The following is a 25,860-nucleotide window of genomic DNA, read 5'->3' as shown; positions in this document are numbered from 1 at the left end:
CGGGTAAGGATTCCGGACGGGACTGATCATTGGCCCCGCGGAGCACGATGAGGGGAAGGTGCGGCTTTTCGGATATCAGATACGTCAGCAAGGGATGAAAGGTTGGATGCCAACGGACCATTACCACGTCTGCAGGATGCTTTTGAAGCCAGGCGATGGCTTCAAGCGGGTCGTGCCGTCAAAGGTCCTCGCGACGGCAGGATCATCATCCACCAGCAGGATGTTTCCCGTCGTTTGGGGTTCGGCTTCGGACGTGACGGGCAAAACATATGAAACATGGCCCCGGCGCCGAACTGACCCAAATGCTGCCTCCATGCTGGCGGACATTGGCGTGGACAGCCGAGAGTCCGAGACCATGTCCGTTGGACTTGGTGGTGAAGGGGGGGATCAAATACCCGTTTCGGCTTTCGGTCGGAACGCCAGGACCATTGTCTTCACGGGAAATGTCTGCCACCAAGCGTATTTGGTCATCAAGGGGATTTTTTCGAACAACTCGGGAATACGTGATGAGTCGGGAACAAATTCCGACCAAGATGGCATCCTGTTGCCTCCCTGTGACTTATGGAGAAAGCTTCGCGTTTGGCGGCGGGAATCCTCTTTTAATGGTCGCTGGATAGGTGTGGTATACTATTGTCGAGGCGAGCGCATGCAACCGAACCGGAATTTGCAATGGATATATGCTGGCCGAGCGCTCCGAAGCTTTATCACCGCATTTTTGACCGTAATTTTTCCCTTATATCTGGCCAAGGTTGGGTACAGCGCAAGCCGCATTGGATTGGTGGTCGCGCTTTCGGGTGCCATTACCGTGCTCTTGGTGGCGGCGGTGGGGTTGTTTGCCGATCTGTACGGACGGCGCCGCGCCATCATCGGATTGGCCTTGTTTTCGGCCATTGGCGGCGCGGTGATGGGCTTCAGCCACGTGTTTCTTTGGGCGGTGTTAGCCAGTGGTCTCGGCGGTGTGGGCCGAGGCGGCGGGGCCGGTAGCGGCGGATCTTGGGGACCGGTATTTCCGGCCGAGCAGCCGTTGGTGGCCGAGTCGGTTCCCGCTCCCAATCGAACCGCCGCATTTGGGCGCATTTCCTTCATTGGCGTGTTGGCGGGCGCTGCCGGGTCCATCGTGGCCGGTGTTCCTGATTGGCTTCATGGTGCGGGGTGGAGCTGGGTTTCCGGTTATCGTCTGCTGTTTTTCGTGGCGGCCGGCTTATCGCTGCTGATGGCGCTGAGTGCACTGCCTATCCAAGAAGCACCGCCCCAGCAGGCGGGACAGGAGGCGCCACCGCCGATCCCATTGCGCACGCTAATGGGGCGGCTGGGACTCACCAATGCCTTAAACGGATTAGGGTTTGGCTTCCTCGGTCCGCTGTTGACCTACTGGTTCTACCGCCGTTTTGGGGTGGGGCCATCGGAAATTGGCATTTTGTACACGGCCATTAACTTGGCGGCGGCCTTTCCGTATCTATGGTCTTCCCGATTGGCGCGGCGTCTGGGCGCGGTCAAGACCGTCACCGTGACGCGGGGCATCGGCCTCGGTCTGATGTTGATGATGGTGTTCATGCCGAGCTTCTGGCTGGCCGGAGGATTCTATCTCCTACGCATGGTATTCAATTCGCTCGGCATGCCAGCCCGACAGTCGTTTGTGATGGGCGTAAGTGAAAGCCGATATCGGAGCCGGGTGTCGGCCTTTAGCTCGCTGCCCTCCCAAGTGACCTCCATGATTACCCCGGCCGTGGGCGGAGCCATGATGGATACGATATTGGATACCCCCGTTTTCGGCGCCGTGTTCTTTATGAGTTTGAATCTCGTCGCCTATTGGTGGTCATTTCGCAACGTGGAGGAGCCGGGCCAGCGCAGGGCCTGAATATGGCCAGGCGAAGTTTTCGCCATCAGCAGGAGATTTACGATTCGTGACGAATTTTGATCGGTACGAACGGGAGTGATTCCCATGCCCTATGAGAGCCGACAAGCATGGATTGACAGCGTGCGCCAGGCCGTCGACATAGTGGCGGTGGTGGGCCGGCACGTCAGTCTCAAAAAAAAGGGCCGACATTGGTGGGGACTCTGTCCGTTTCATGCGGAGAAGACGCCGTCCTTCAGTGTGGATGCCGAGCAACAACTCTATTATTGCTTTGGTTGCCACCAGGGCGGAACGGTCTTTACGTTTCTCATGCACGTTGAAGGACGTGAGTTTCGTCACGTGGTGGAATCGTTGGCCGAGGAAGCCGGCATTCCCATTCCCAGTGACGGTCAGGCGCCGCGCGATCCGTACCAACGCCTAAGGGCGGTTCTGGAGTGGACTCAGGAGTACTTCCGGGAAAACTTCGGCCGCCATGCGAACGTCGTCAAGCCGTATTTGCAGCAGCGGGGAACAGACGCCGCGTCGGTGGAAAAGTTTCAGTTGGGTTATGCGCCCGACGGCTGGCAGGGATTGATTGACCGGCTAAAGCGCCGTGGGGTCGGGCTCGATGAGATGGTGGAAGCGGGTGTGGCTGTCAGCCGTGATCAAGGCGGAGCCTACGATCGGTGGCGCGGCCGACTGATGTTCCCTATTTGGGATAACGAAGGTCGGGTGGTGGCTTTCGGAGGCCGGGCTTTGGGAGAAGGCCAGCAACCGAAATACTTAAATTCGCCCGAGACACCGTTGTTTCATAAGGGGCAACTGTTATATGCTGGACATTTGGCACGTCCTCTTTGGCGGAAGGGTAAGGCGGCGCTGATTGTCGAGGGGTACTTCGACGTGTTGGCTTGTCACCAAGCGGGACTGGGACAAGCCGTGGCGGCCTTGGGAACGGCGCTGACCGATGTCCACGCCCGGTATCTGGCGCGGTATTGTGACGAGGTGGACTTGTTGCTGGATGGGGACGCCGCCGGCCAGGAGGCCATGCGGCGGGCATATCTAATCTTGGCTGGGGCGGGACTTCGGGTGAACCGAATTGTTTTGCCGGACGGCGTCAAAGATCCCGGCGAATTCATCGTGCGGGGTGGCAGCAAGGCACTCTTGGAAGCATATCAACAAAAGGTGCCGTATGTTGAGGCGGAGATTCAGCGGATCGGTCGAATGCCCGGGTTGATGAGTCCCCGTGGTAGGGCGGAAGCCGTGAAAGGGTTGAAGCCGTTGGTGCAAGCGGTGAAAGATCCGGTGGAGCAAGCGGGGTATGTCGAACTAATCGCAAGGACGCTTCGTGTACAACCAAGAATCCTATCACAAAGTTTAGGTGTTGTGCAAGAGGTCCAGCATACAATCGGAAAAAATAGGCATAATATGGAGGTGACGGCGTTTGTCAAGCGGTCCGTACCGCCATTGGAGGTGCGGCTGCTGCTAGCGCTGAAGAACCATCCGGACCAGATTGAACGGGTCAAGCGGGCGTTGCCCGAGTGGGCCCAGGACCCCGCGATTCAGTTTTTGTTAGCGGTGTTGCAGGCTGGTGATGCCGAGGGTGTGGCGTGGGATCGCGCCGACTCGCGCGCCGAGTCGTTATGGGTCGCAATGGGGCAATATCACGAACCAGACGGAGGGATTCCAGCCATCGATGATTTAGTCGAGGCGTTCGAGCGGCGGGAAACCGAACGCCGGTGGCAAGGGCTCCAAGAGCGAGCTCGGCAAGGCGATACCAGTCCCGAGTTGATGGAGGAAATTCGGCGGTTAAGCGGCCGTATTGCCCAGATGCAGGTGCGAAAGGAGGGATAGCATTGGCTCAGGGGAAGAACAGCGTTCCGGAGATTGACGAGGTCAAGGCGCTTATTCGCCGTGGTCAGGAACGCGGAAAACTGTCGTATGGAGAAATTGTCGACACCCTGCAGTCGGTCGACCTTCCTCCGGATCAGATAGACAATATTTATGAGATGTTTGGGGAACTGGGCATCGAGCTGGTGGGAGAACAGGTGCCGCTGGAGGCGGAACACGGTCCGCAGCCCGATGACGTGGAGCCGGAGGCCGAGGAGGAGCCCGAGCGCGAAGTCTCGGTTCCGGATGGGGTAGCCATTGACGATCCGGTTCGGATGTATCTTAAGGAGATCGGGCGGGTTCCACTCTTGACCGCGGAAGAAGAGGTCGAGTTGGCTAAGCGCATCGAAGCCGGTGACGAAGAGGCCAAACGGGCGTTGGCGGAGGCCAACTTGCGTTTGGTGGTGTCGATCGCGAAACGCTATGTGGGACGCGGGATGCTCTTTTTGGACTTGATACAAGAAGGCAATCTCGGACTCATCAAGGCGGTGGAAAAATTTGACTACCGCAAAGGGTATAAGTTCAGCACCTATGCGACCTGGTGGATTCGGCAGGCCATTACCCGTGCGATTGCGGACCAGGCTCGCACCATCCGCATTCCCGTGCACATGGTCGAGACCATTAATAAGCTGATTCGCGTCCAGCGCCAGTTGTTGCAAGAGTATGGGCGTGAGCCATTGCCGGAAGAGATTGCCAAAGAGATGGGCATCACCGTCGAGCGGGTGCGGGAGATTTTGAAGGTGGCGCAAGAGCCGGTCTCCCTAGAGACCCCGATTGGCGAGGAAGAGGACTCGCATCTAGGTGATTTCATTGAGGATGAGGACGCCCCGGCGCCCGCGGAAGCGGCTGGGTATCAGCTCCTAAAAGAGCAGCTGGAAGAGGTTCTGGATACGCTCACCAACCGAGAAGAGAAAGTGCTGAGACTGCGCTTTGGCCTGACCGATGGTCGCGCTCGGACGCTGGAGGAGGTTGGGCAGGTTTTTGGCGTGACGCGTGAGCGTATTCGCCAGATCGAGGCCAAGGCGCTCCGGAAGCTCCGGCATCCCACACGCAGTAAAAAGCTCAAGGACTACCTCGACTAAACGGTTGCAATTGGCGTCCCCCTTTCGTTTCAAAAAAGGGGGCGCCTTCTTTTGTTTCCGTGGTTGAGGCATACTAAAGACAATCCAACGATTGAGGTGAGAACCATCTGCGGAATAGCGGGGATTTGGCGACAAAATTGGTACACGACTCCTGAGGAAATACAGCAGATGCTGCAAGCGCTGAAACATCGCGGCCCGGATGGTGAGGGTGTCTTTATCGACCGTGGGCTTGGGCTGGGTATGCGGAGGCTGGCAATTCGCGATCTCGCTCATGGCGCACAGCCCTATGTCTCTGAAGATGGCCAGGTGGTGGCGGTTTATAATGGCGAGATTTACAACGATCAAGCGCTTCGATCCTGGGTTGCGGCACGTGGCCACCGGCTAAGAAGTGATGCCGATGGTGAGGTGTTGGTACATCTATATGAGGAGGAAGGGCCAGATTTTTTGTCTCGCCTAACCGGCATGTATGCGTTGGCCATCTGGGACAGGCGGCGAGGAGAGCTGCTGTTGGCACGCGACCCGCTCGGACAAAAACCGCTTTACATTTGGGATATGGGTCGGACGATGGCCTTTGCCTCCGAAATCAAGGCGTTCTTTGGTGTGCCGGAATTTCAGCCATCGCTAGATGAAGAAGCCTTGGCCGAATACCTGGGCCATCGTTTTGTGCCCGCTCCGGGAACGTTATTGCAGGGTATCACCAAATTGGAGCCAGGTCAGGCTCTCTTAATGGGAACTGATGGACGCAAACGGCGGTGGCGGTATTGGCAGCCTCAACTTATCAACCCTTCGCTGACGGGAAATCTCGATGACTGGGCCGACCGCTTGGACGCGGTGTTGAAAGAGGTTGCCCGCACGCATTTGGTGTCTGACGTGCCACTAGGGGTCTTTCTGTCCGGCGGGCTTGATTCCAGTGTGCTGGCGGCATTAGCGAGTCGCGCCGCAGACGGGCCGCTTGAGGCCTGGGCGGCGACTTTTCCCGCCAACTATCCCGGCTATGATGAGAGCGCCTGGGCGGAGAAAGTGGCTAATCATGTAGGAGTCAAGCTAAGAACGGTACCCGTGGACTGGATCATCACCCCGGAGCGGGTGCGGGAGCTGGCCTATGTTCTGGACGAACCGATGGCCGATCCTACGGTGCTGCCGCTGGATGGATTGGCTCGGCGAGCGTCGGAACGTCACACGGTGATGTTGTCGGGTGAGGGAGCGGATGAGATCTTCGGGGGCTACGCCGGGTATGGCGAGGTGGCCAGTCTGGCGCCGCTCCGGCGTATCCCGGCCGGGATACGGCGCCTGTGGGCTCAAGCCGGGCTGCCGGGGTCTGGGGCGTTCAGGCGAAGCCTGGTGCCGGTCCATCACCGTTATCGCGGCGTCGGGTTTACCTTTTCGCCGGAGGAGCAATCGGCACTGTTGGTGCCGGAACTGGTCCACCCGGATCGGTCGTCGGAGGTAGCCGGCTATTGGCACGAACACGCGCATCTCATGGAGCTCCAAGCCATGCAGGGATTTGATGTGCGATGGTTTTTGCCCGACGATGTTCTCTTGAAAGCCGATCGGATTGGGATGCACCACAATCTTGAGGTGCGCGTGCCTTATTGCGATCACCAGGTCGTGGAGTTGGCACTTCAGATTCCTTTTGCGCTCCGCCGCCAAGGATCGTTTGACAAGCGCGTTCTGCGCCGCGTGGGAGAACGCTATCTGCCGAGCCAGGTGGTCTACCGCCCTAAAAGTGGATTTCCCACGCCGCTGACCAGTCTCATGTCTGGTCCGCTATACGACTTGGCGTATGACACCTTGACCTCCAGTCGTTTCCGCTCGCGCGGCTGGTTTCAGGTCCCAACAGTGGAAGCCTTGTTGGGGCAGCTGAACGGTCAGTCTCCCGCAGCTGCCCGAAAGGTCTATGCGTTGATGATGTTGGAACTGTGGGCGGAAGAATTGGTCGAAAAGGGCGGTTCAAGACTCACCAGGGAACCACTTATGCACCCGACGACGAGGCGTCTTCCGGGGATGCGCTAATGGCTCGGCGCTCCGCTGTGCCGGTTAGCATGGCGGGGCGCTGGATGCCGTAGGCAACACGCGCCTGGCGCAGGATGAGCGCCACTTTCTCCTTAGCCGCCTGGATGCGGTAGATGTAGTAATCGCAAAAATCAGGGTCTGCCCATTCAAATGAATGCTCCGCCTGGGCCAGTTCGTCCAGAGCTTGGTCGAGCGCCTCCCGCCACGGGTTCATAACTGCCTGAGAAGCCATGAGGAATCCCCCCCTAAAATGGTCGACACACTTCATCCTATGCGGCAGTTGTCGGAAATATTACAGAAATTCCCAAATGATTCTGATACAATGAGAAAAAATGGAGGTGGCGGGGTTGGCGGAGCGGGTTCCCGACTTGTCGCTGGTGCGGCATTTAAAGGCGAAGGGGCGGTATGAGGAAGCGGAGAGACAACTGAGAATTTGGCTGGATGAGGATCCGGAGAATCCGCGCCTCGTGTTTGAAATGGCCGTGATATTGGATAACCAGGGGCGCGAGGCGGAAGCCATCGACTTTTATCAATCCGCGCTGGACGGCGATTTGGATGGGGCCCATCGCATCGATGCGATGATTGGGTTGGGTTCAAGCCTTAGAGTCGTGGGTCGGGTGTTGGAATCCTACCAAGTGTTGGAGAAGGCGCATCACGAATACCCGCACCATATGGCGCTGGCCGTGTTCTACGCCTTGACCTTAGAGCAGATGGGAAACTACGGAGAGGCCATCTCGACCCTATTGCAAGTGATTGCTGAAACCGGCCGCGAAGAATCATTGGACGTCTATCGTCCGGCCATTCGCTACTATCGCGACCATCGCCATGACTTTCGCAGTAGCCGCAATAAAAAGGAATAACGCGTCAGCGCATCAGTTGCAACACTTCGTTGCGCCGGTCGGCTTGGTCGCGGTAGATGCCGCGCGACGCCACAGTAACGGTACGGCTGCCCGGCTTCTGGATACCCCGCATGGTCATGCAGAGGTGCTCAGCTTCCATCATGATCAGCACCCCTTGGGCGGCCAACTCCTGCTCCAGGGTGTCTGCAATTTGATTGGTCAGGCGTTCCTGAACCTGGGGACGCCGTGCATAGGCTTCAACCAGCCGCGCCAGCTTCGAAAGCCCCGTCACCTCCCCGCCGCTGGGCAGATAGGCCACATGGGCCACGCCATAAAAGGGCAAGAGGTGATGCTCACAGGCGGAATAAAAGGGGATGTTCTTCACCACCACCACCTCGTCATGATCCACATGGAAGCGGGTGGCCAAAGCCTCCCGGGGATCTTGCCTCAAGCCCGAAAAAATTTCCACATACATACGTGCCACCCGATCAGGGGTGTCCTTCAACCCTTCGCGCTCCGGGTCTTCGCCGACGGCTTCGAGGATCATGGCGACCGCTTGGCGGATTTTCTCCTGATCGACAGGAGTCGGAGGCGGCAGGATACTGGTGGACATGGTGGTCCACTCAGAGTCCATGGGCCCCAGTTGGTCGGGCAATTTACGATTGCTCATGCTGTGTTCCTTCTCTCTGTATCATGGTGCCTTATCCGCCGATGCGAAACATTTCCACCCGCGGCAGCTTGGACGTGGCTTGGCTGCGTTCCTCCGAGTAGCGTACCCGACGCCCGGACCAAACCGCTTGCAAGCGTGATTGAATCTCCTGGTCGCTGAGGCCATCGCGGAGCCAAGCGCGCACATCGGCGCCTTGTTGGCCGAAAAGACATAAATACAGCTGGCCATCGGGCGAGAGACGGGCTCGCGAGCAGTTGTGGCAAAAAGGCTGGCTGACGGAATTGATGACACCAATTTCTCCCTGGCCATCCCGATATCGAAAGCGCCGCGCTACCTCGCCCGGCTTTGACGGCGGGACAGGCTCCAGCGGCCACTGGTTCCCGACCCGGGACAAAATCTCGTCGGCTGTCACCACGTCGTCAAGCCGCCAACCATTGGCCGTTCCCACATCCATGAATTCGATGAAACGGAGGGTGACATTGCGTCCTCGAAAGTAGGCAGCCATGGGCAGGATGTCTTCCTCATTCACACCCCGCTTGACCACCATATTCACTTTGACGGGGGACAAGCCGACCGCCACCGCATTGTCGATGGCCGCCAACACCCGCTCGACAGGAAAACCGACCTCATTGATGGCTTGAAAGCGGGCATTGTCCAGGGAATCGAGGCTAATCGTGATCCGCTTTAAGCCAGCATCTTTGAGGCGTTGAGCCCGGCCCCGGTCCAACAGCGACCCGTTGGTGGTCATGGCGATGTCCTCGATGCCGGGAATGTCCGCCAAATTTCCGATGAGCTGCTCCAGATTCTTTCGCACCAGCGGCTCGCCGCCAGTGATGCGAAGCTTCTTAACCCCGAGGCTCGCGAATAGCTGGGCCACCCGGGTAATCTCCTCAAAGCTTAACAGATCCGAACGCGGCAAGAAGGCGAACGAGGGGCCAAACACCTCTTTGGGCATGCAGTACACGCAGCGAAAATTGCACCGGTCGGTCACGGAGATGCGCAAATCTTCCAATGGACGTCCCAGCGCATCGACAATGGCAACTCCCACGGTTCGCCCTCCTTTCTACTCACTTTTTTCTATTGTATCACGCCGCACTGTTACATATCGTGGACTAGAGAACCCCTTGGTGGGCCAACTCCCGCAGTTCACGCTTCAGTATCTTGCCACTGGCGTTGTGGGGTAGTTCATCCACAAAATAATAGCGGACCGGCACTTTATAGGCGGCAATCCGATCTTTAACAAACCAGGCGAGATCGTCGCTTGAGAGATGAGAATCGGGCTTCTTGACGACTACGGCGGCCACCTCTTCCCCGTAGATTTTGTGGGGCACGCCAATCACCGCACATTCCACCACGTCTGGATGGGCATAGAGCACATTTTCTACCTCGGCGGGGTAGACATTTTGTCCGCCGCGAATAATCATGTCCTTTTTGCGATCGATGACATACAGAAATCCCTCGTCATCCATGTAGCCCAAATCGCCGGTATGGTACCAACCGTTGTCCAATACTTGGCGCGTCGCCTCGGGGTTTTTGTAATACCCTTTCATGAGATTGACCCCACGGGTGACGACTTCACCTACGACGCCCGGGGCGACTTCCTGATCGTGCTCGTCAACAATTGCCAAGGTCATGCCGGGAACGGGGAGCCCCACCGATCCGAGTTTGGTCAAGGCGTAACGGTCATCAAGACCCGACACGGCAGGACTATTCTCGGTCTGGCCATAGAGATTTTTGATACCGGCGTCGGGAAACCGGCGCTTCAGCGTTTGGATGGTCTCGACCGGCGTGATGCTGGCTCCATAGGTGAGAATTCGGATGTCAGGAAATGACTCGGACCGAAATTCGGGATCTTGCAGCAAGATATGGTACATGGCAGGCACCCCAAAAAAGACGCTGACCCGCTCTCGGTGAATCAAATCATGGACCCGTCGCGGAGAGAAGTCATCAATGATGGTGGTGGCCCCAACCGTCAACGGCGGCTGCAAGAAGACATGCTGAGCGCTATGAAAGAGGGGATAAAGAGAGACGACCCGATCTGGCTCGCGAATGCCGATCAGGGCACTGGCACTTTGATAGAACTGGGCGGCAATGTTGCCATGGGTGAGCATGACTCCCTTGGAACGCCCCGTGGTTCCTGACGTGTAGAGAATCAAGGCGACGTCGTCGGTCTGGACAGGATGGGGAGCCACCGGGCTGTCGCTGGCGTTATGCCATCGGCGCTGCCATTGTGAGAGCACCACCAGGGCTTCGGCAAAGGGTTCCGGAATTTGGGCACTCAGAGCATCGTCGCTAATTACCAGCTGGGGCTCGGCATGGTCTAATATTTCCGCGACTTCCGGTCGGGCAAGTTTGGTGTTCAAGGGGACAAAAATGATGCCGGAGGCTAACGAGGCCAGGTAGAGGGCGAGATAGGGCCAATCGTTGCCCAGCATGACGGCCAGGCGGTCGCCAGCCGCGAGCCCGGCGGCTTTTAGCGTACGCTGGGTGCGGTAGACATCCTTCGCCATGGCTTCATAGGTAAGACGCGCGCTGGGCGCAACCACGGCCTCTTTTTGCGGATGCTTCTCGACGATGGAGAGAATTTGCGGCCAGGCCAACGTAAAGATCTCCTCGGGCCATGCGGGTCCAGAAATAGGCATAGGAACACCCCTCAATGAAATTTCTTCTCAATTCGCCTTTCCAAGCGATTCTCCTCCCTGGTGGGAATTGGAAGGGCGGTTTGGTATAGTAGGGATATTGTCAAAGAACGGAGGCGAGCCATGGAACTGTATTCGCGGCTGATTGACGCCCCAAGCGGGGATGCCCAGATTGTTGCACTGCTCTTGCATGGCCGGGGAAGCGACGAAGAGGACTTGCTGCCCCTGGCTCCGGTCTTTGGACCCACCGTCCGCGTTTACTCGTTGCGGGCACCGTTCGCCTTTGGGCCCGGATATGCCTGGTACGGATTTGGGCGGGACGGTGCCGCTAATGTACAGGAATGGCAAGCAAGTGTCGAGGCGCTGAACCAATGGGTCGAGACGCTTGAACCGGTGTTGCCGGTCGTGGTCATGGGCTTCAGTCAGGGAGGCATGATGGCCCAGGCTCTGGCCGTTCATCGCCAACAACAAGGGTTGCTGGGCATCATTAGTCTTAGTGCGCCCCCGTTGCTTAAGCCTCCGCCGGCGGGATCGCTTGCGGATTTCCCGATCTTTTGGGGGCATGGGTCAGAGGATCCGGTGGTGGTGCCCGAGCGTGGGGAAGAAACGCTCCGAATTCTTGAGGCGGCTGGTGCCCGAGTCAGCGCCCATCGCTACCCCATCTCGCATACGATAGGCGAGACGGAGCTCCGTGACATCCAACGTTGGATTCGGGAAAACCTTGTCAATTATTGACATATTGACCCGAAAAGGATACGATGCTTCTTAAGTCGGCGGAAAGGACGAGACCGTGAGCGGCAGGTGGGTTCATGACGGGCGGGTGGCCCAATTAAGACAAGAATTGGAGCGCGCTGTCAAAGAAACCGGCTCGCTCACGCACGAACGGGTGTTGCGGATTTCCATCCTGCTGGACCGGGCCATCTTGGCCTATTTCCAACAAGAGGAGTGCCGAAGCGATTCTTCCGGGAACTAGAAACAACGGAGCGGGCATCCCGCTCCGTTGTTTTGTCCCCGTGTTCTCTCAGCTCAAATCGCGATAGTAGGCGTGCAAGATCGCCTCCACTTCCGGGCGAATGGTCTCGGGTGGCAAAAAGTTGCCTTGTTTGAGGGTGGTCCGAACTCGGGTGCCGGACAGCTTTTCATGTTGGCTGGCGTCGTGCGGGCAGGTGCGGGCGGTGGCCATCTGCTGACACTTGCGGCAAAAAAAGGCCGGTTCCGCCGGAACGATGGTAATGCCGATTTCCTCTGGGGAAAACCGATGGAAAATCTGTTGGCTGGCCAACGGGTGATAGAACGCTCCGACGCCGGCGTGATCGCGGCCCACAATGAAGTGGGTAAAGCCATAGTTTTTCCGGGCCAGCGCGTGCAAAAGCGCTTCCCGGGGGCCACCGTAGCGCATCGCTGCGGGAAATCCCGACAGATAGGTTCGGGACTTCGGATAATATTCACCGAGCAGCGTCTGATAGACTTGCCAGCGCACTCGGGCGGGCACATCGTCGCTCTTGGTGGTCCCGATCAAGGGGTGGACCACAAGACCATCCACAGTTTCCAGCACCACCTTTTGAATGTACTCGTGTGCTCGGTGAAGTGGGTTTCGGGTCTGAAAAGCAGCCACCGTGGTCCAACCCCGCTCGCGGATGAGAGCGCGCATTTCCCGGGGGGTTAGCACCGGATTCTCCTCGAAGATAGGCTCCTCGGTCAAGGTGACGGGGCCGGCAAGACGAATCGGGCTTTCCGACAGCATGCGGCGGACGCCGGGATGCGCCGGATCGGTGGTGCCATAGACGAGCCGCGCTTCTTCTTCGGGGTCCTGCCAAAAGATGTCATCTACATGCATGATCGCTACCGTGTGGCTCTCTAAGGTCAGTCGTACCAGCCGTGATTTTTGAATGCGGGCTGACACGTCGCTGACTGCCGGTAGGGTGATGGGAATGGGCCACACCTGGCCATCGGGAAGCCGCATCGTCTCGAGAACGGAGCGGACCTGATGGCGGTCCTGAAATCCTCGCAGAGGGCTGAAAACGCCCGTAGCCAGGCAGATGACGTCGTCGTAGTGGAAGCGATCCAAAGGGACTTGGGGCACGTGGCTTAGCGTCTGCACCAGTTCCTTGGCGATCGCCAAGGGGAGCTCCTGCTCCACCAAGAGACCGCCATGAGGCTCGATTAGAGATGGAGTCCGCATTCTGTCTTCTCCTGTCCTGCCCAGCGCCCGGCACGCGGATCGTCCCCAGGATTGACCGGACGGGTGCAGGGCACGCATCCGATGCTGGGGTATCCGTGGTCGTGCAGCGGGTTGTAGGGCACCTGATTTTTCACCAAGTAACGAAACACATCTTTTTGGCTCCAGGGGGCCAAGGGGTTAATTTTTACCAGCCCGTGGCGCTCGTCGAATCCTACTACCGGGGCGTTTTTGCGAAAGGGGGTCTGGTCACGGCGAATGCCGGTGATCCAGGCGCGCTTATCGGCAAGATAGCGCTGGAGTGGCTCGACCTTGCGGATGGCACAGCACTGATCGGGGTTCCGGGACCAGAGCGCGGGACCCAAGCGCTCGCCTTGCTCCTCGATGGACAAAGCGGGTGCGACTCGCACCAGTCGCAACGGGTAGCGCGCTTCGACCTGGCGGATGAGGGTGTAGGTCTCCGGGAAGAGCAGTCCCGTATCCAAATAGAACACCACCGGGTGATCGGTGACCCGTGTCAGCATGTCGATGAGCACCATGTCCTCGGCACCAAAACTGGAGGCCAGCACTAGACCTTCGGGGAACTGCTTCGTCGCCCAGGCCAGCACCGCTTGAGGCCCGAGAGCCTCCAATTGAGGTGAAAGTGTTGCCCAGGCCTCGGCTAGGCGGGTGTCTTCGTCATCGAGTATCCTGATTTCAGGATTCACGCCGGTTCCTCCTTCGGAAATGGTAAAGTGATGGCTGGTCGTGCTTGAATCGTTACACAATACGAAGCACCCCCATGAGCGGTGCCTTGGAGGACGCATGAAGAAATTTTCCATTGCCGTTCTATTTGTGTTGGTGCTGGGCTTAATTGGCGGGGTTGGGCTTCGCGCAACGGTGGAAGCTCCCCGCGAGACAGCGGCGTCTCATTATGCCCTTCATCCCCCCAAGCCTCGCTTTAGCACCGCCGCCGGAAGTGCCGAACTCGCGGTCGCGGGAGGTCCGACCCTCTTTCAATATCATGGGGACGCGGAGCGCCCTATTGCCAGTGTGACCAAAATAATGACCGCCAATGTGGTTCTCACCCACCCGCGGATTTATCCCTTAAACCGGATGGTGACCATCACCCCCGATGAGGTAGCCAACTATCGCAACGGATTGAGAAAAGCGGACAGCGAGGTGCCCTTGTCTGCCGGCGAAAGGGTGACCGTGAAAGATTTGCTCTGGGCATTGATGCTGCCGTCGGCCGATGACAGTGCCTGGGTGTTGGCCGACAATTACCCTGGCGGCGCCAGTGCGTTCATCGCCGAGATGAATCGGCGCGCCCAGCAACTCGGCATGCATCAGACCCATTATGTGGACCCCGACGGCGTGAACCATCATGGGTATTCCACCACTCGGGATTTGATGAAATTAATCATGCGGGACATGGCTATCCCGGAGTTTCGGACCCTGGTGTCGACCAAAACGGCTCAAACACCGTTTGGCGATCTGACCAATTTGAACCAATTGTTATGGAGCTATCCGGGCGCTATCGGGATTAAAACCGGTTGGACGCCCTATGCGGGGACCTGTCTGGCGTTTGCAGCTACGCGGGCCCAAGCGGGAAATTCGTTGACGCTCTACGGGGTCGTGCTGGGAGAACCGTCAACATCGTTGAGTCCCATGTTTAGAGATGTCACCCAACTCCTCAACACGGGGTTTCGTGATGTGCCCTGGCGAACGGTCGTGCCCGCTGGACGCGAGATCGGGGTGCTTCCAGTTAAACGAGGCTGGCTCTTGCGATCGGAGTCCGTTCCGCTGCTGGTGAAAAAACCGCTCGGCGCATTCGCCGATGTCTCCCAAGGCGTCTTGCAGGTTCGTTGGTACCCACTGGCTTCAACGCGCATCGAAAGAGGCCAGGTAGTGGGGGAGGCGCGGCTGGAGACTGGGTCTCATGGTCTTGCCGTATGGGTGCCAGTGGTAGCCGGGAAAAGCGTTACGGTGCGGTGGTGGGAGCGCCTTTAACCGTCTTGAAGCCCCAGTTTAGAATTTTCTCGGCATCTTGATATTCGGGCGGGAACCCATGCTGTCCGTGCATGATGACGCCTAGAAGCGTCACCGGCTGGCCATTGACTTGCCGGGTCGCAGCAAAGACCAGATTGAATCCGGCTGCTCCCGTCCATCCAGTCTTGACGCCGATGACGGTGGGATCCAAGTACAAGAGGCCGTTCAGATTGGTGACGACCGGGTTGTAGGGAAGACTGGTGCTTTTGGTACGGACAATTTGCCGAAAAAGCGGGTTTTGCATGTCTTGTCGGGCGATGATGCTCAGATCCCACGCCGTACCCGCCGAGTGGGGGTTCAGCCCATCCGGATCGCCATAGGTGGTTCCCTGCATGCCCAGCGATTGGGCGGTTTGATTCATTTCCGCAACAAATTTAGCCACATGCCCCTGGTCAGCTTGCGCCAGTGCGACGGCGGAATCATTGGCCGAACGCAGCATCAAGGCATAGAGAAGCTGCTTGACCGTAAAGCGGTTGCCGACGGCCATCTTGATGTCAGACCCGGGTGTGGCAGCGGCCCTTGGCGAAATGCTGACCACCTGACTCAGCGGCAATTGGTGAAGCGCTAAATATATGGTCATTAATTTGGTGGTCGATGCGTAAGGCTCCCGCAGGTGGGGATCCATGGCCCACAACAGTTGGCCGTTGTTGAGGTTCCATAGCACCCCGGAGTTTTCTCCGATGGGAAAGGGAAGGCGTGTGACCACGGGCGTTTTCGGCAGCACCACTAACGGCGGCGCTGACAACTTGGCTGGGGTGCTCCAATACTGGTCCACCTTAACTTGACGCTGATGGGCTTTATGATGCACACTGGCAGCCGCTACCAGGGCGGCAATAACAGCCAACAGAGCCCAAGGGGCTCTCTTGCGCTTGGGCGCACGGGTTTTGGGGGCGGGCAGCACAGGGTATCCTCCTCCGAGGTAATCACAATATTCATAGTATCAAAGATGGGGTTTGTCAGGGAAGGTCGAAGCGTGTCAATTTGTGGGGATTCCGTCGTCCGGGTCGTCATGCTGTTCCGCCTCGATTTGCAGGGTCACGTGGTGAATGTCATGATGGGCCGCCAAATCGTGGTTCAACTGCTCAATGACGCGCTGCCCATCGCGAATGGAGGTCGTGCCAAGGCGGATATGGGCCGACAGCGCGTGCAATTCGGGGGAGATGGACCACACATGCAGATGGTGGACGTCATTGACGTCGGGATGGCTCAAAAAGGTTTGACGAATCTCATCGAGGCGCGTCCCTTCGGGGGTTGCCTCCATGAGGATGCGCAGGCTAGGCCGAGCCGTCTTCCAGCTGGCCCAAAGAATGAAGAGGCCCACGGCCAAAGCGGCCACCGGGTCCCACCCGTTCCAGCCGGTCTCATCAATTAACAGGGCGGCCAGTAAAATGCCCAACGAGCTAAAGGCGTCGCCCAACGCATGCCAATAGACGCCCCACCGGTTGATGTCCCGGCTTTTTTGCGGCGGATGCAAGACCCAGGAGGTGGCCAAATTCAATCCCAAGGTAATGATCGTCACAACTAACATGACGCTGGCATTGACGGGGGCAGGCCGAATGAATCGATAGATGCTGGAGATCATCAAGGCTATCGCAATGGCGGCCAAAATCAGCCCGTTGACGAAGGCAGCCACGATACCGCTCCGGCTGTATCCGTAGCTCAATTCTTGGGTGGGGCGGTGTTGGCCAACTTTGGCGGCATAAAGGGCCAACCCGATGGAACCCAGATCAGTAAATAAGTGGCCGGCGTTGGATAAGAGAGAGAGCGATTGGGACATCAGTGCCCCCACAAGTTGCAGCACAAAGATCGCGCCCGTCAACAGGAGCGCCCAAATGAGTTGACGCGTGGGACCATCATGCGTGTGCACACCTTCGCCCCCTTTTTCAAATTATAGCAACGCGGCTTGGGCGGGGTGAAACGGTGATGTCGGACAATGTCGGAGACTCCGATTGCGTGCCAAAAGATACCGCCAGGAGCGGGGTGCGATGATGAGGCAAGCATGTTAGAATTGAACCCGAAAGTGAGTCGGGGCTCAGTACTCAAAGTTTTTCGGCTCCGTTTTGGACAGCCAACGCGGTGAGGGCGCGAATTTTGTCAGTGGACAAGTCTTGCGCGGTACCGTGGCGGTTTTTTGGTGGAGTCATATTTTTTGGCGAAGGGCAGAGATGATATTGCGGAAGAACAAAGTTATGGTGCTGGGCGGCGATGGTTTCTGCGGGTGGCCAACCAGTCTGCACTTGTCCAACCTAGGCCATGAGGTTGTTATCGTCGACAACCTGTCGCGGCGCAACATTGACAACGAGCTTGAGGCGGGGTCGTTAACCCCGATTCGTCCCATAGGAACACGGCTTAAGGCGTGGAAAGAGGTATCGGGCCGTGACATTCAGTTTTATAACTTTAACGTGGCGCGTGACTATGACAAACTGCTTCAGGCCATTGCCAATGAGCGTCCGGATGCCATCGTGCATTTTGCGGAGCAGCGCTCCGCCCCCTATTCGATGAAATCCCCGAGCCACAAGCGATACACGGTGGACAATAATCTCAATGCCACCAACAATGTGTTGGCAGCGATTGTGGAGTCTGGGCTGGACATTCACCTGGTGCATCTAGGCACCATGGGGGTGTACGGCTACGGCACGGCTGGCATGAAAATTCCGGAAGGGTATCTCAATATTGAGGTGACCACGGACGATGGCGAGCGGATTTCCAAGCAAATTCTGTATCCGCCCGATCCCGGTTCGATCTACCACATGACCAAAACCCAGGATCAATTGTTCTTCCAGTTTTACAACAAAAATGACGGTGTGCGCGTGACGGATCTGCATCAGGGGATCGTGTGGGGCACCAACACCAAGGAAACCATGGCGGATGAGCGCCTCATCAATCGGTTTGACTATGACGGCGACTACGGCACGGTGTTGAATCGCTTTTTGATGCAGGCGGCCGTTCACCATCCGTTGACTGTTCATGGAACTGGTGGACAAACCCGTGCCTTCATTCATATCCAGGATACCGTCCGGTGCTTGGAGTTGGCGATTGCAAATCCGCCTCAACCGGGTGATCGGGTGCAGATCTTCAACCAGATGACGGAGACCCATCGTGTACGCGACCTGGCCCAATTGGTCAGCCGTTTGACGGGTGCGGAGATTGAATATCTGCCTAACCCGCGAAAGGAAGCGGACGAAAACGAGTTGCACGTCAAAAACGACTTGTTCCTATCCAAGGGGCTTAAGCCCACATTCCTTAACGAAGGGCTGTTGATGGAGGTCAAGCAGATCGCGGAACGTTATGCCGATCGGGCCGACCTCACCAAGATTCCGGCTACGAGCCAGTGGCGTACCAAGCGGTCCGAGTCCTAGTACGGACGAGTCTTGACCGCTTACGTCAACTCAAGCCGGGGCGAGAGCAAAAGGCTGTCGCCCCGGCTTTTCAGGTGGAGCAGCCCTCTTTCACTTTTCGAAAGCTGGCTAGTGCACCCACAAGGCGAGTGCCAGCGCCGCTATGGTCGATTGCGTCATAGGTTGGCACGATGCCCCTTCCCTTCACGCTTAGGATGAGATTTCCGGATGGAGTCATACCTTCCGAATCCCGGTCACATGTGGGAGCAGATCCCAATCGCGGCACCGCCGGGAAACTACGGCAACGAGTGATGAGGTGTAGGCGAGCGTAGGTGATAGATTGCAAGCTTCGATCACGGCGCGTCTGACAGCCGGCTAAAGTAAGGGGCCCTCACTCACGAGGAGCGAGGACCACATTGTGTAGTAATTGTTTGGCTTAGGCGAGACCTTCAAGCGCCTTGATGGCTTCTTGGGGATCGGGCGCCTCGGCGATGTTGTGAACATCGATGTAGCGGATCACGCCTTCTTTGTCAATCACGATGACCGCCCGCTCCGCGTAGCCCTCTGAACGCAAGAGTCCGTACTTCTTCAAAACCTCACCATGAGGCCAGAAGTCGGACAAAAGAGGATAGTCCAACCCGCCCAAGGATTCCATCCAGGCGGTGTTGGTCGGTTCCGAATCCACACTAATGCCCAGCACCTGGGCATTCAGCCGGTTAAACTCGGGCAAGGCCCGGTTGAACGCCGGCATTTCCTTCGTTCAGACAGGGGTCCAGGCCAGGGGATAGGAGACCAGAACCACGTTCTTTTTGCCGCGATAGTCACTCAAGCTCACTTTGCCGTCATGGCTTGGCAAGGTAAAATCTGGGGCGGTGTCGCCCACTTTGAGAGTTTGTGTCTTGTCGCTCATGTTGCCTCCTTCAGTCCCGGATGAGGGACAGCCCTATTGTACCCAATTTTTGGCGAGGTGTTCGGCGCTTGTCCAAACATGATATGATCCGCATAGCATGAAAATGGAGGTTTTGCCTTGCGACGCGTAGAGAAGCCCTGGGGCTATGAACTGTGGTGGGCTGTAACCGACAAGTACGTAGGAAAGTTGATTCATGTCAATCAAGGCCATTCGCTCAGTCTGCAGTACCATGTGAAAAAGCATGAAAGCATGTACCTCATTAGCGGCCAGGCCGAGATTCTGCTTGACGGCGAAACCCGTGCTTTTCACCCCGGTGAGGCGATTGTCATCCCACCGCCGACCAAGCACCGTGTTACCGCGGTGACCGATATCGATGTGATTGAGGTGTCGACTCCAGAATTGGACGATGTCGTGCGATTGGAAGATCGCTATGGACGTGAGGGTACGTCGAACCCCTAAAAAGAACCAGCGGCGGCCTTAAGCATGGGCCGCCGCGTGGATTTTCTGGGCTACTTGCAAAAAGGTGATCGCTGCCTCCGAGTCGGGCGCACTCAGCAACACCGGTGTTCCGCGGTCTCCGCCTTCGCGGACCGACGATTCCAACGGAATTTGCCCTAAGAGGGGAACATCCAACTGTTTTGACAGTTCCTCACCGCCGCCCCGACCGAAGACCTCCATCCGCTCGCCCCCACCCATGGGGATATAACTCATGTTTTCGATGATGCCAAGCACGCGCTGCTGCGCTCGCTGAGCCACGTCGGCGGTGCGCATGGCGACTTCCCGCGCCACCACTTGTGGTGTGGTGACAATAACCAAGGAAGCCTTGGGCAGGCGCTGAGCCACATCTAAGGCCACGTCGCCGGTACCCGGCGGCAAATCGATGAGTAGATAATCTAATTCCGGCCAGGCCACATCGGTAAAGAACTGTTGCATCATTTTTCCGAGCATCGGGCCGCGCCACACCACGGCCTGATTGTCCGGGACAAACATCCCCATGGACACCACATGGACACCCTGGGCATTCCAGGGAATAATCTTTTGCTCCTGATTGGCTCTGGCTTGACCGTGGGCACCCAGCATGCGGCCTTGAGAATAGCCATAGATGTCCATGTCCATGACACCGACGCGAAAACCCAACCGCTCCAGCGCCACGGCTAAATTCGCGGTCACGGTAGACTTGCCTACGCCGCCTTTGCCGCTGGCAATGCCCAGCACAACCGTTTCACTGCTCTCTCCTAACATTGGGGACCAGAGGTTCCCCTCACGGCCCGGCGGACGTTGAGCCTCAGGAGCCGATGCTTTTTGCCCTTGGCTCTTTTGAAAGGCTCGGGCAAAAGCGTTGCGGCGCTCTTCGTCATTCATGACGTCGAGCCGTACTTGGACGGAAGAGACGCCCGGCAGCTTCTCGACGGCCTGGGTCACATCCTGTTCGATGCGCTGGTGCAATGGGCAACCGGCTACCGTCAGGGCGACGTCGACGGTGACCTCACCGCCTTGAATAGCGATGTTGCGCACCATGTTCAACGTGACAATGTCATAATGCAATTCCGGGTCGGTGACGGCGCCCAAGGCGCTCAACACCATACCGTGGTTAACCATGCGTTCACCTGCTTTAGTGTTAGAATCCGAGTAGACGACGTCCCTCGTCGGTCAGGCGGTCGGGAGTCCAAGGGGGATTCCAGACCATCTTCACATGGGCTTCCTTGACGTCCGGCAACGTTTCAATGGCCATTTCGGCCGCACGGGCGATGGTGTCATGCATGGGGCAGCCGGGAGCCGTAAGCGTCATCTCCACGTTCACGCCGCCATCACCTTGGACGTCAACCGTATAGACCAGACCTAAGTCTACAACATTAACGCCGATTTCCGGATCTTCCACTTCCTTCAGCACGTTCAACACGTCATCCTGTGTGGGCATTTTTTACACCTCCCGTGGAAAATCTGAGCGAGATACTCAGTATTATACTCTGGGGAAAAAGTTTCTGTAATAGGGTGCCGTTAGGGATAGTAATTTAATCCCCTGGGGCACACTAAGACCGATCCAAACATCGTCTGTTCATACGAATATCTCCATAGAAGGTACTGTCGAACCAGCAATAGGCGCTCTCCACCGGTTTCATCTTCCGTTATACCGAGGCATCCCGACGACCCGATGGAGGAGACGAGAGACGATGCAGGAGACTGGGCGAGCGAGCCTGGTGGGGCTCATTTGGTGGAGTGTGCGCCTGGCTTGGGCGCGCAACAAGACAAGCCGACGGCGGTTTCGACAAAAGATCTGGGACACACTGAGTTTGCGCTGGCGGTTTGTCATGCCAAATGCGCAAACTGGCACAGAGTTGGCGATTGTGCGCGCCGTGTGGCTGGGGGCTGCGTTAGCGTCCCGGTCGCTGGTGCGCTATCCCCTGTTGCCGGGGCGGCTGAAGACTCGTCTGACATGGCTGGTCCGGCTATTGGGCAAAACCAACGGCAAGGCGGTGGTGGCGGCGTATTTGGCCTGGACGTGGCTCAATGATGTGGCTCATTCGACGCCGAGCGACGCCGCGGAAAGTTGGGGCAACACGGGAGGCTAAGTCTAGTTGCGGGGGCGGAACATTTTCTGCTGGCGGTACCATAGCCACAGCGATCCGCCCACCAGCACCACCCCTAAAATCACCCGGCCGACCACGTTGGTGTGCGCTTTGGTGACCGGAAAGGATGCGGCCGCTACCAGATGGTTGCCGGCCGTATACGCCTGGACACGTACCGTTCCTTGGTTTGCCGCTCGCCAATAGGCGCGATACTGGTACTGGTTTAGCTTCTTGAAGCGGGCGGTCGCTTGGGTGTGATGACCCTGTCCCGTGAAGGTGAACACAGCTCGGGCGGGCACCTCGTGGGAATGGGGCAGGGTGACGACAAAAGCGTCTAATTGGGGTGCCCCAGGAGGGTTGGGGAGTGCCATGAGTTTGCCCGGCAGCGTTGCCGCTTGAGTGATTGACGGTATAGCCAACCAAGCAACCCCGGCCATGAGCATCATCGCCAAAAAGCGTTTCATCCAATTCCCTCCGTCCTTCCCGATATTATACGACAAAAGTCGCTTCTGCCTTCAGCAAAGATTCAGCCCTGGGCAACATAGCCAATGAGAAATGGTGGAAAGGTAGGAAGGATTAGAAGGCCAGGGGCAGGTGTAGGAGACGATGTTGCGGGTGCGTTGGGGATGGCTGTTGCCGGTAGTCGCGGGTCTCGCAGTGGGCGTGGGAATGGCGGCGGCCGCATCTCCGCCAAGGCGTCCGACCAGTGTTGTTGGCCCGGCCGCCTTCGTCAAGTACGGAGAGAATTCAAGCAATAATCCGGTGGTCGCCGCCGACCGTTTTCGAGGCGATTGGACATTCTCCGCCAAAGAACCGCTACAGCAGGCGTCCATTGCACATGGGGTCATTTACGCATCCGGGGACGGCGATATGGCCGGCGGTCAGGACCACCGCATTTACGCAGTGGATGCCAAGACGGGCCACCTCTTATGGAGCACCCGGCTTGACAACATGTCCATGACCACTCCGGTGGTCCTGGGCAACCGCGTCTATGTAGGGTCCGGGACCCAGCAGTTTCGGGGCCGGAATGTGGTCGAGGAAGGCGTTTTGCCCTCGACAGGGATTGTAAGGGGAACAGGTGCCAGCGCCATTTATGCCCTGGACCCTGCCAATGGGCGCGTGGTGTGGAAGGATAAGACGCGGGGGGAGGATATGCCGAGCTTTGTGGCCACCCGCAGAGCCCTTTATGTAGCCAACGGGCAAGGGCGCGTGTATGCGCTGCAACCTTCCACGGGAGCGGTACTCTGGTCTGTTCCTATCGGATCGTATGTCAGCATGGCTTCCCCGACGCTGTCGTCTTCGGGTCTCTTGTACGTCTCCGGGGCGCATCCGTATCGGGTCTACGCGATCAACACCCACACACACCGCATTCAGTGGTCCCGGTCGCTGCCTAAGGTTTTTGCCGGATCTGACGACAGTTCGCCGGCACTCGCGCATGACACCTTATATCTCGAGGGAACCACAGGCGGGTGGCGGCACCCGTCCTCCGCCGTTTTTGCGTTGAGCGCCCAAAGTGGCCGCATCCGCTGGTCCCGTCGGCTGGGACAGGGCCCACTTCCGCAGGACATCGAAGTGTCCGCTCCGGTAGTAGCCCATCATCGCATTTATGTCGGAAGTCCCATTACTCACCGGGAATACGCCCTGTCCTCCACGAATGGCCGGGTGGTGTGGCAGTTTCAGGCCGTAGGGCCCGTGTCGGAATCGGCAGCTGTGACCCGAAGAACCCTCTACGTCGGGGACGGGGCGGGTTTCCTCTATGCCCTCAACCCAGAGACTGGGCAGGAGCGCGGAAGTCTTTACATCGGAGGGAGCCTGGCTGCCGATTATCCTTTGGTGGTGGGCGGCACCTTGATTCAACCGGACGAAAATGGGCTCTTGTTAGCGATGCCTCGCGAGCGCTTGCTTGCCAGTTATCAGCGCCGCCAGGTGCCCGCGATTCCCCTTCCAGCGGGGCAAATCGGGCAACAGATCTTACAAGGGGAAGCCTTGTTTTATGGGCAGGGTTTAACGGGACGTTCCTGCGCGAGCTGCCACCTAGCTGGAGGTTCGGTCACCACGGTGCAGAAGGGGGCGGTCATGCCGACGTTGTTGGGGGTGGCTTCGGGTTTCCCACGCGCCAAGGGACATCAACTGATTACCTTGGACGATCAGATTAACCGATGCCTGGCCCACGCTGGCGGACAAAAACTGGCATCACAAGATCCTCGCTTGGCAGACCTCAATCTCTATTTGCACTGGCTGTCGAGTGGTTGGCGGGACAATCTCGGGGGACATTCTGGTCCCGCGGGCGGGAAAGGCGGTGGGTGCTAATGACACGGCGCGGGCTAGTCACGGCGGGGATCATGGCCATCTTGGTCGGCGGCGCGGCGGCAGGCATATGGGCCAACCTCCACCATGAGGAGGTTCAGGCGCGCCAAGCCCTACAAGTTGAAGCGGGTCAGCAACTCTTTCAATCACTATGCGAAACCTGTCATGGTCCTGCTGGAGATGGATCGGGGGGCGCGCCTGATCTCACCAACGGTGAAGTGGTGTCCAAGTATCCGACCACACAGGCGTTGGCGCATTTCATTCAGACGCGGATGCCGGCGTCCGATCCGCACTCCCTCACGGCCCGTCAAGCCCAAGATTTGGCCCTTTGGATCGATTCCCTCAGTTCTCGTCCCAACCAAAATGTGGCTAAGTTGAAGTTGCTTCCCTGAGACGGTACAATGTGTCCAGTGTGGGAAAGGGAGGGCCTTGGGTGAGGTATGTCCGAGCCACCGCGGAGGATCAGGCGCGGATTGAAAGTTTTTTATCGCAATTTGTAGATGACTACGCGCGCGACCAGATCGAAAGCTATCTGGCCAGCGAGACCGGGGGCCTGTATCTCGCCCTCGATGACGACAATCAGTTGGCGGCCACGGGGGTTGTGGCACTGGGAAAGCCTCACGAGGCATTCTTGGGAGCAGTCCGGCTGCGTCCGGATATGCAGGACACGTCCTTAGCCGAGGAGATGGCGGAGTTTCAGGTACAGGAAGCGCGTCGCTTGGGAGCCCAAGTAGTGCGTGCATTGATTAGCCGGGGCAATGAGGCCTCTCAACATCTTTTCCAAACGAAACTCGGATTTCATGTCGTTGACGAGTGGGTGGCAGGAAGTTTGGAAGGATTCTCGGCGCCTGAATATCCCGACGAAGTGGCCGGGCCTGCCTGGGCTGTCGACCGGGACCGGCTTCTGGCGTTCATGAATCAACATGGTGAAGACCTGTGGTCTCGCGATGGCGCCTGGCAGCCGGCGTCGATCAGTTTTGATGACGTGTGGCATAGTGTGGAGTTGGGGAGCACGGCTTTAGCGCCGCAAACGAGCGGGGAGGCTCTCGATACCCTGGCAATCTTTCACATTCAGGACGATCGCATGCATTTGCAGTATCTTCGCTCCATGGGCAAACACTTGAAGGCGCTGCTGCAATATTTATGGGTGGAGTCCCGAGCCTGGGGTGTCAAAACGCTGGAATTTGGCTTGCCCCGGCATGCGGCCGACAAGCTGGTGGAAGCTAGCGGCCTGACCATGAACCGCGAATGGCACGGCATCGTACTGGAAAAGCATGTAGTCCTGACCACCTCGTCATCGGCGTAACCGCTACTGAGAAAGATGCCTTCTTTTCCCGGTCAAGGATGCATTTCCGAGGGGGCACATTTTTCCCTCGTAGACGCGAATACTATGATGAGTTTCCGTTCCTCTCAAGAGAGGCGTGTAGGCCGCGCGTGGAAAAAAGTGGATTTTAGGGTCAAACTTTCAGGGCGGTCCATTGAAAGGACGTGCAAATCCCATTATGATAGGGATGGTGTTGCCGACATGGGCATAGGGTTGACGCATGGCGCAGCCCAAGCTCAGGTG

27 protein-coding genes are annotated in these 25,860 nt (G+C 57.8%); 14 read left to right on the top strand and 13 right to left on the bottom strand.

Translation table 11 applies throughout. The features are described 5' to 3' along the window. Positions 1-205: 205 nt before the first annotated feature. Entirely contained in the window at positions 206-454 is a 249-nt protein-coding gene (locus HIJ39_RS25065) for an ATP-binding protein (RefSeq protein WP_420824555.1), read from the bottom strand. A gap of 192 nt (positions 455-646) precedes the next feature. Between HIJ39_RS25065 and HIJ39_RS01695 the strand changes: the two genes are divergently transcribed. From HIJ39_RS01695 to asnB, 4 genes are all read left to right on the top strand, one after another. Continuing rightward, positions 647-1,858 carry an MFS transporter gene (locus HIJ39_RS01695; RefSeq protein WP_169096031.1) on the top strand — a complete coding sequence of 404 codons (1,212 nt, stop codon included), beginning with the start codon at positions 647-649 and terminating at the stop codon, positions 1,856-1,858. Between the two features lie 84 nt (positions 1,859-1,942). Beyond that, positions 1,943-3,685 carry a DNA primase gene (dnaG, locus tag HIJ39_RS01690; protein WP_169096029.1) on the top strand — a complete coding sequence of 581 codons (1,743 nt, stop codon included), beginning with the start codon at positions 1,943-1,945 and terminating at the stop codon, positions 3,683-3,685. A gap of 2 nt (positions 3,686-3,687) precedes the next feature. After that, positions 3,688-4,803, top strand: a complete 1,116-nt coding sequence (gene rpoD / locus HIJ39_RS01685; protein WP_169096027.1) for an RNA polymerase sigma factor RpoD — start codon at positions 3,688-3,690, stop codon at positions 4,801-4,803. 51 nt (positions 4,804-4,854) lie between these two features. Next, a complete protein-coding gene (asnB, locus tag HIJ39_RS01680) occupies positions 4,855-6,816 on the top strand; it encodes an asparagine synthase (glutamine-hydrolyzing) (RefSeq protein WP_243239259.1) in 1,962 nt (653 codons plus the stop codon). Here asnB and HIJ39_RS01675 read toward each other — a convergent pair. After that, positions 6,776-7,048 carry a hypothetical protein gene (locus tag HIJ39_RS01675; protein WP_169096025.1) on the bottom strand — a complete coding sequence of 91 codons (273 nt, stop codon included), beginning with the start codon at positions 7,046-7,048 and terminating at the stop codon, positions 6,776-6,778. The genes asnB and HIJ39_RS01675 overlap by 41 nt on opposite strands. A gap of 115 nt (positions 7,049-7,163) precedes the next feature. Between HIJ39_RS01675 and HIJ39_RS01670 the strand changes: the two genes are divergently transcribed. Further along, positions 7,164-7,676, top strand: coding sequence for a tetratricopeptide repeat protein (locus HIJ39_RS01670; protein ID WP_243239258.1), 513 nt, complete (start codon positions 7,164-7,166; stop codon positions 7,674-7,676). A gap of 4 nt (positions 7,677-7,680) precedes the next feature. Here the strand turns inward: HIJ39_RS01670 and folE are convergent, their stop codons facing one another. The 3 genes from folE to HIJ39_RS01655 all read right to left on the bottom strand — a co-directional run bounded on the left by folE (position 7,681) and on the right by HIJ39_RS01655 (position 10,967). Continuing rightward, on the bottom strand, positions 7,681-8,268 hold the full coding sequence (gene folE, locus HIJ39_RS01665) for a GTP cyclohydrolase I FolE (RefSeq protein WP_207711416.1): 588 nt from the start codon (positions 8,266-8,268) through the stop codon (positions 7,681-7,683). Between the two features lie 88 nt (positions 8,269-8,356). Further along, entirely contained in the window at positions 8,357-9,373 is a 1,017-nt protein-coding gene (gene moaA / locus HIJ39_RS01660; protein WP_169096021.1) for a GTP 3',8-cyclase MoaA, read from the bottom strand. 64 nt (positions 9,374-9,437) lie between these two features. After that, the gene (locus tag HIJ39_RS01655; protein ID WP_169096019.1) at positions 9,438-10,967 is read right to left on the bottom strand and encodes a class I adenylate-forming enzyme family protein; all 1,530 of its coding nucleotides are present in this window, start codon (positions 10,965-10,967) and stop codon (positions 9,438-9,440) included. A gap of 120 nt (positions 10,968-11,087) precedes the next feature. Here HIJ39_RS01655 and HIJ39_RS01650 point away from each other — a divergent pair, with 120 nt between their 5' ends. Beyond that, positions 11,088-11,699 carry an alpha/beta hydrolase gene (locus HIJ39_RS01650; protein WP_169096017.1) on the top strand — a complete coding sequence of 204 codons (612 nt, stop codon included), beginning with the start codon at positions 11,088-11,090 and terminating at the stop codon, positions 11,697-11,699. A 55-nt stretch (positions 11,700-11,754) separates the two neighbouring features. Then, positions 11,755-11,937 carry a Spo0E family sporulation regulatory protein-aspartic acid phosphatase gene (locus tag HIJ39_RS01645; protein WP_169096015.1) on the top strand — a complete coding sequence of 61 codons (183 nt, stop codon included), beginning with the start codon at positions 11,755-11,757 and terminating at the stop codon, positions 11,935-11,937. 48 nt (positions 11,938-11,985) lie between these two features. Here the strand turns inward: HIJ39_RS01645 and sat are convergent, their stop codons facing one another. Further along, complete coding sequence (sat, locus tag HIJ39_RS01640) at positions 11,986-13,146, bottom strand: sulfate adenylyltransferase (protein WP_169096013.1); 1,161 nt, start codon at positions 13,144-13,146, stop codon at positions 11,986-11,988. Further along, on the bottom strand, positions 13,128-13,850 hold the full coding sequence (locus tag HIJ39_RS01635) for a phosphoadenylyl-sulfate reductase (RefSeq protein ID WP_338055050.1): 723 nt from the start codon (positions 13,848-13,850) through the stop codon (positions 13,128-13,130). Before HIJ39_RS01635 ends, sat begins: the two co-directional genes overlap by 19 nt. Positions 13,851-13,947: 97 nt before the next feature. Between HIJ39_RS01635 and HIJ39_RS01630 the strand changes: the two genes are divergently transcribed. After that, entirely contained in the window at positions 13,948-15,132 is a 1,185-nt protein-coding gene (locus HIJ39_RS01630) for a D-alanyl-D-alanine carboxypeptidase family protein (protein WP_169096009.1), read from the top strand. On the opposite strand, the gene HIJ39_RS01625 is transcribed toward HIJ39_RS01630, so the two are convergent. Continuing rightward, positions 15,104-16,072: a D-alanyl-D-alanine carboxypeptidase family protein gene (locus HIJ39_RS01625; RefSeq protein WP_338055048.1), complete on the bottom strand. Its 969-nt coding sequence runs from the start codon at positions 16,070-16,072 to the stop codon at positions 15,104-15,106. The genes HIJ39_RS01630 and HIJ39_RS01625 overlap by 29 nt on opposite strands. 75 nt (positions 16,073-16,147) lie before the next feature. Then, on the bottom strand, positions 16,148-17,038 hold the full coding sequence (locus tag HIJ39_RS01620; protein WP_169096007.1) for a cation diffusion facilitator family transporter: 891 nt from the start codon (positions 17,036-17,038) through the stop codon (positions 16,148-16,150). Positions 17,039-17,336: 298 nt separating this feature from the next. On the opposite strand from HIJ39_RS01620, the gene HIJ39_RS01615 reads away from it, so the two are divergent. After that, complete coding sequence (locus HIJ39_RS01615; protein ID WP_169096005.1) at positions 17,337-18,530, top strand: NAD-dependent epimerase/dehydratase family protein; 1,194 nt, start codon at positions 17,337-17,339, stop codon at positions 18,528-18,530. A gap of 415 nt (positions 18,531-18,945) precedes the next feature. Here HIJ39_RS01615 and HIJ39_RS01610 read toward each other — a convergent pair whose 3' ends face one another. Next, the gene (locus tag HIJ39_RS01610) at positions 18,946-19,419 is read right to left on the bottom strand and encodes a peroxiredoxin (protein ID WP_243239257.1); all 474 of its coding nucleotides are present in this window, start codon (positions 19,417-19,419) and stop codon (positions 18,946-18,948) included. Between the two features lie 117 nt (positions 19,420-19,536). Here HIJ39_RS01610 and HIJ39_RS01600 point away from each other — a divergent pair, with 117 nt between their 5' ends. Next, positions 19,537-19,878 carry a cupin domain-containing protein gene (locus HIJ39_RS01600; RefSeq protein ID WP_169095999.1) on the top strand — a complete coding sequence of 114 codons (342 nt, stop codon included), beginning with the start codon at positions 19,537-19,539 and terminating at the stop codon, positions 19,876-19,878. A gap of 18 nt (positions 19,879-19,896) precedes the next feature. Here HIJ39_RS01600 and HIJ39_RS01595 read toward each other — a convergent pair whose 3' ends face one another. After that, positions 19,897-21,018 carry a P-loop NTPase gene (locus HIJ39_RS01595; protein ID WP_169095997.1) on the bottom strand — a complete coding sequence of 374 codons (1,122 nt, stop codon included), beginning with the start codon at positions 21,016-21,018 and terminating at the stop codon, positions 19,897-19,899. Between the two features lie 19 nt (positions 21,019-21,037). Further along, the gene (locus HIJ39_RS01590; protein ID WP_169095995.1) at positions 21,038-21,337 is read right to left on the bottom strand and encodes a metal-sulfur cluster assembly factor; all 300 of its coding nucleotides are present in this window, start codon (positions 21,335-21,337) and stop codon (positions 21,038-21,040) included. A 253-nt stretch (positions 21,338-21,590) separates the two neighbouring features. Here HIJ39_RS01590 and HIJ39_RS01585 point away from each other — a divergent pair, with 253 nt between their 5' ends. Continuing rightward, on the top strand, positions 21,591-21,989 hold the full coding sequence (locus HIJ39_RS01585; protein ID WP_169095993.1) for a hypothetical protein: 399 nt from the start codon (positions 21,591-21,593) through the stop codon (positions 21,987-21,989). 2 nt (positions 21,990-21,991) lie between these two features. On the opposite strand, the gene HIJ39_RS01580 is transcribed toward HIJ39_RS01585, so the two are convergent. Next, positions 21,992-22,450, bottom strand: coding sequence for a hypothetical protein (locus tag HIJ39_RS01580; protein ID WP_169095991.1), 459 nt, complete (start codon positions 22,448-22,450; stop codon positions 21,992-21,994). Positions 22,451-22,592: 142 nt separating this feature from the next. On the opposite strand from HIJ39_RS01580, the gene HIJ39_RS01575 reads away from it, so the two are divergent. From HIJ39_RS01575 to HIJ39_RS01565, 3 genes are read left to right on the top strand one after another with little or no spacing between them, the layout of a single operon-like run. Then, entirely contained in the window at positions 22,593-24,296 is a 1,704-nt protein-coding gene (locus HIJ39_RS01575) for an outer membrane protein assembly factor BamB family protein (protein ID WP_169095989.1), read from the top strand. Then, positions 24,296-24,685 carry a c-type cytochrome gene (locus HIJ39_RS01570; RefSeq protein ID WP_169095987.1) on the top strand — a complete coding sequence of 130 codons (390 nt, stop codon included), beginning with the start codon at positions 24,296-24,298 and terminating at the stop codon, positions 24,683-24,685. The genes HIJ39_RS01575 and HIJ39_RS01570 overlap by 1 nt, the downstream gene beginning before the upstream one ends. Before the next feature lie 41 nt (positions 24,686-24,726). After that, complete coding sequence (locus HIJ39_RS01565; protein WP_169095985.1) at positions 24,727-25,599, top strand: GNAT family N-acetyltransferase; 873 nt, start codon at positions 24,727-24,729, stop codon at positions 25,597-25,599. Positions 25,600-25,860: the final 261 nt, after the last annotated feature.

This window comes from Sulfobacillus harzensis (assembly GCF_012933365.1).
GTDB lineage: Bacteria > Bacillota > Sulfobacillia > Sulfobacillales > Sulfobacillaceae > Sulfobacillus_B > Sulfobacillus_B harzensis.
Note: the sequence above shows the minus strand (reverse complement) of the source record. Positions and strands in the feature narration are given on the sequence as shown.

Coding starts and splice junctions, on each gene's coding strand:
- HIJ39_RS01650 (WP_169096017.1), top strand. CDS start 11,088: ATGGAACTGTATTCGCGGCTGATTGACGCCCCAAGCGGGGATGCCCAG.
- HIJ39_RS01590 (WP_169095995.1), bottom strand. CDS start 21,337: ATGCCCACACAGGATGACGTGTTGAACGTGCTGAAGGAAGTGGAAGAT.
- HIJ39_RS01630 (WP_169096009.1), top strand. CDS start 13,948: ATGAAGAAATTTTCCATTGCCGTTCTATTTGTGTTGGTGCTGGGCTTA.
- sat (WP_169096013.1), bottom strand. CDS start 13,146: ATGCGGACTCCATCTCTAATCGAGCCTCATGGCGGTCTCTTGGTGGAG.
- HIJ39_RS01675 (WP_169096025.1), bottom strand. CDS start 7,048: ATGGCTTCTCAGGCAGTTATGAACCCGTGGCGGGAGGCGCTCGACCAA.
- HIJ39_RS01695 (WP_169096031.1), top strand. CDS start 647: ATGCAACCGAACCGGAATTTGCAATGGATATATGCTGGCCGAGCGCTC.
- HIJ39_RS01580 (WP_169095991.1), bottom strand. CDS start 22,450: ATGAAACGCTTTTTGGCGATGATGCTCATGGCCGGGGTTGCTTGGTTG.
- folE (WP_207711416.1), bottom strand. CDS start 8,268: ATGTCCACCAGTATCCTGCCGCCTCCGACTCCTGTCGATCAGGAGAAA.
- HIJ39_RS01570 (WP_169095987.1), top strand. CDS start 24,296: ATGACACGGCGCGGGCTAGTCACGGCGGGGATCATGGCCATCTTGGTC.
- HIJ39_RS01575 (WP_169095989.1), top strand. CDS start 22,593: ATGTTGCGGGTGCGTTGGGGATGGCTGTTGCCGGTAGTCGCGGGTCTC.
- HIJ39_RS01615 (WP_169096005.1), top strand. CDS start 17,337: ATGATATTGCGGAAGAACAAAGTTATGGTGCTGGGCGGCGATGGTTTC.
- HIJ39_RS01655 (WP_169096019.1), bottom strand. CDS start 10,967: ATGCCTATTTCTGGACCCGCATGGCCCGAGGAGATCTTTACGTTGGCC.
- dnaG (WP_169096029.1), top strand. CDS start 1,943: ATGCCCTATGAGAGCCGACAAGCATGGATTGACAGCGTGCGCCAGGCC.
- HIJ39_RS01595 (WP_169095997.1), bottom strand. CDS start 21,018: ATGGTTAACCACGGTATGGTGTTGAGCGCCTTGGGCGCCGTCACCGAC.
- HIJ39_RS01585 (WP_169095993.1), top strand. CDS start 21,591: ATGCAGGAGACTGGGCGAGCGAGCCTGGTGGGGCTCATTTGGTGGAGT.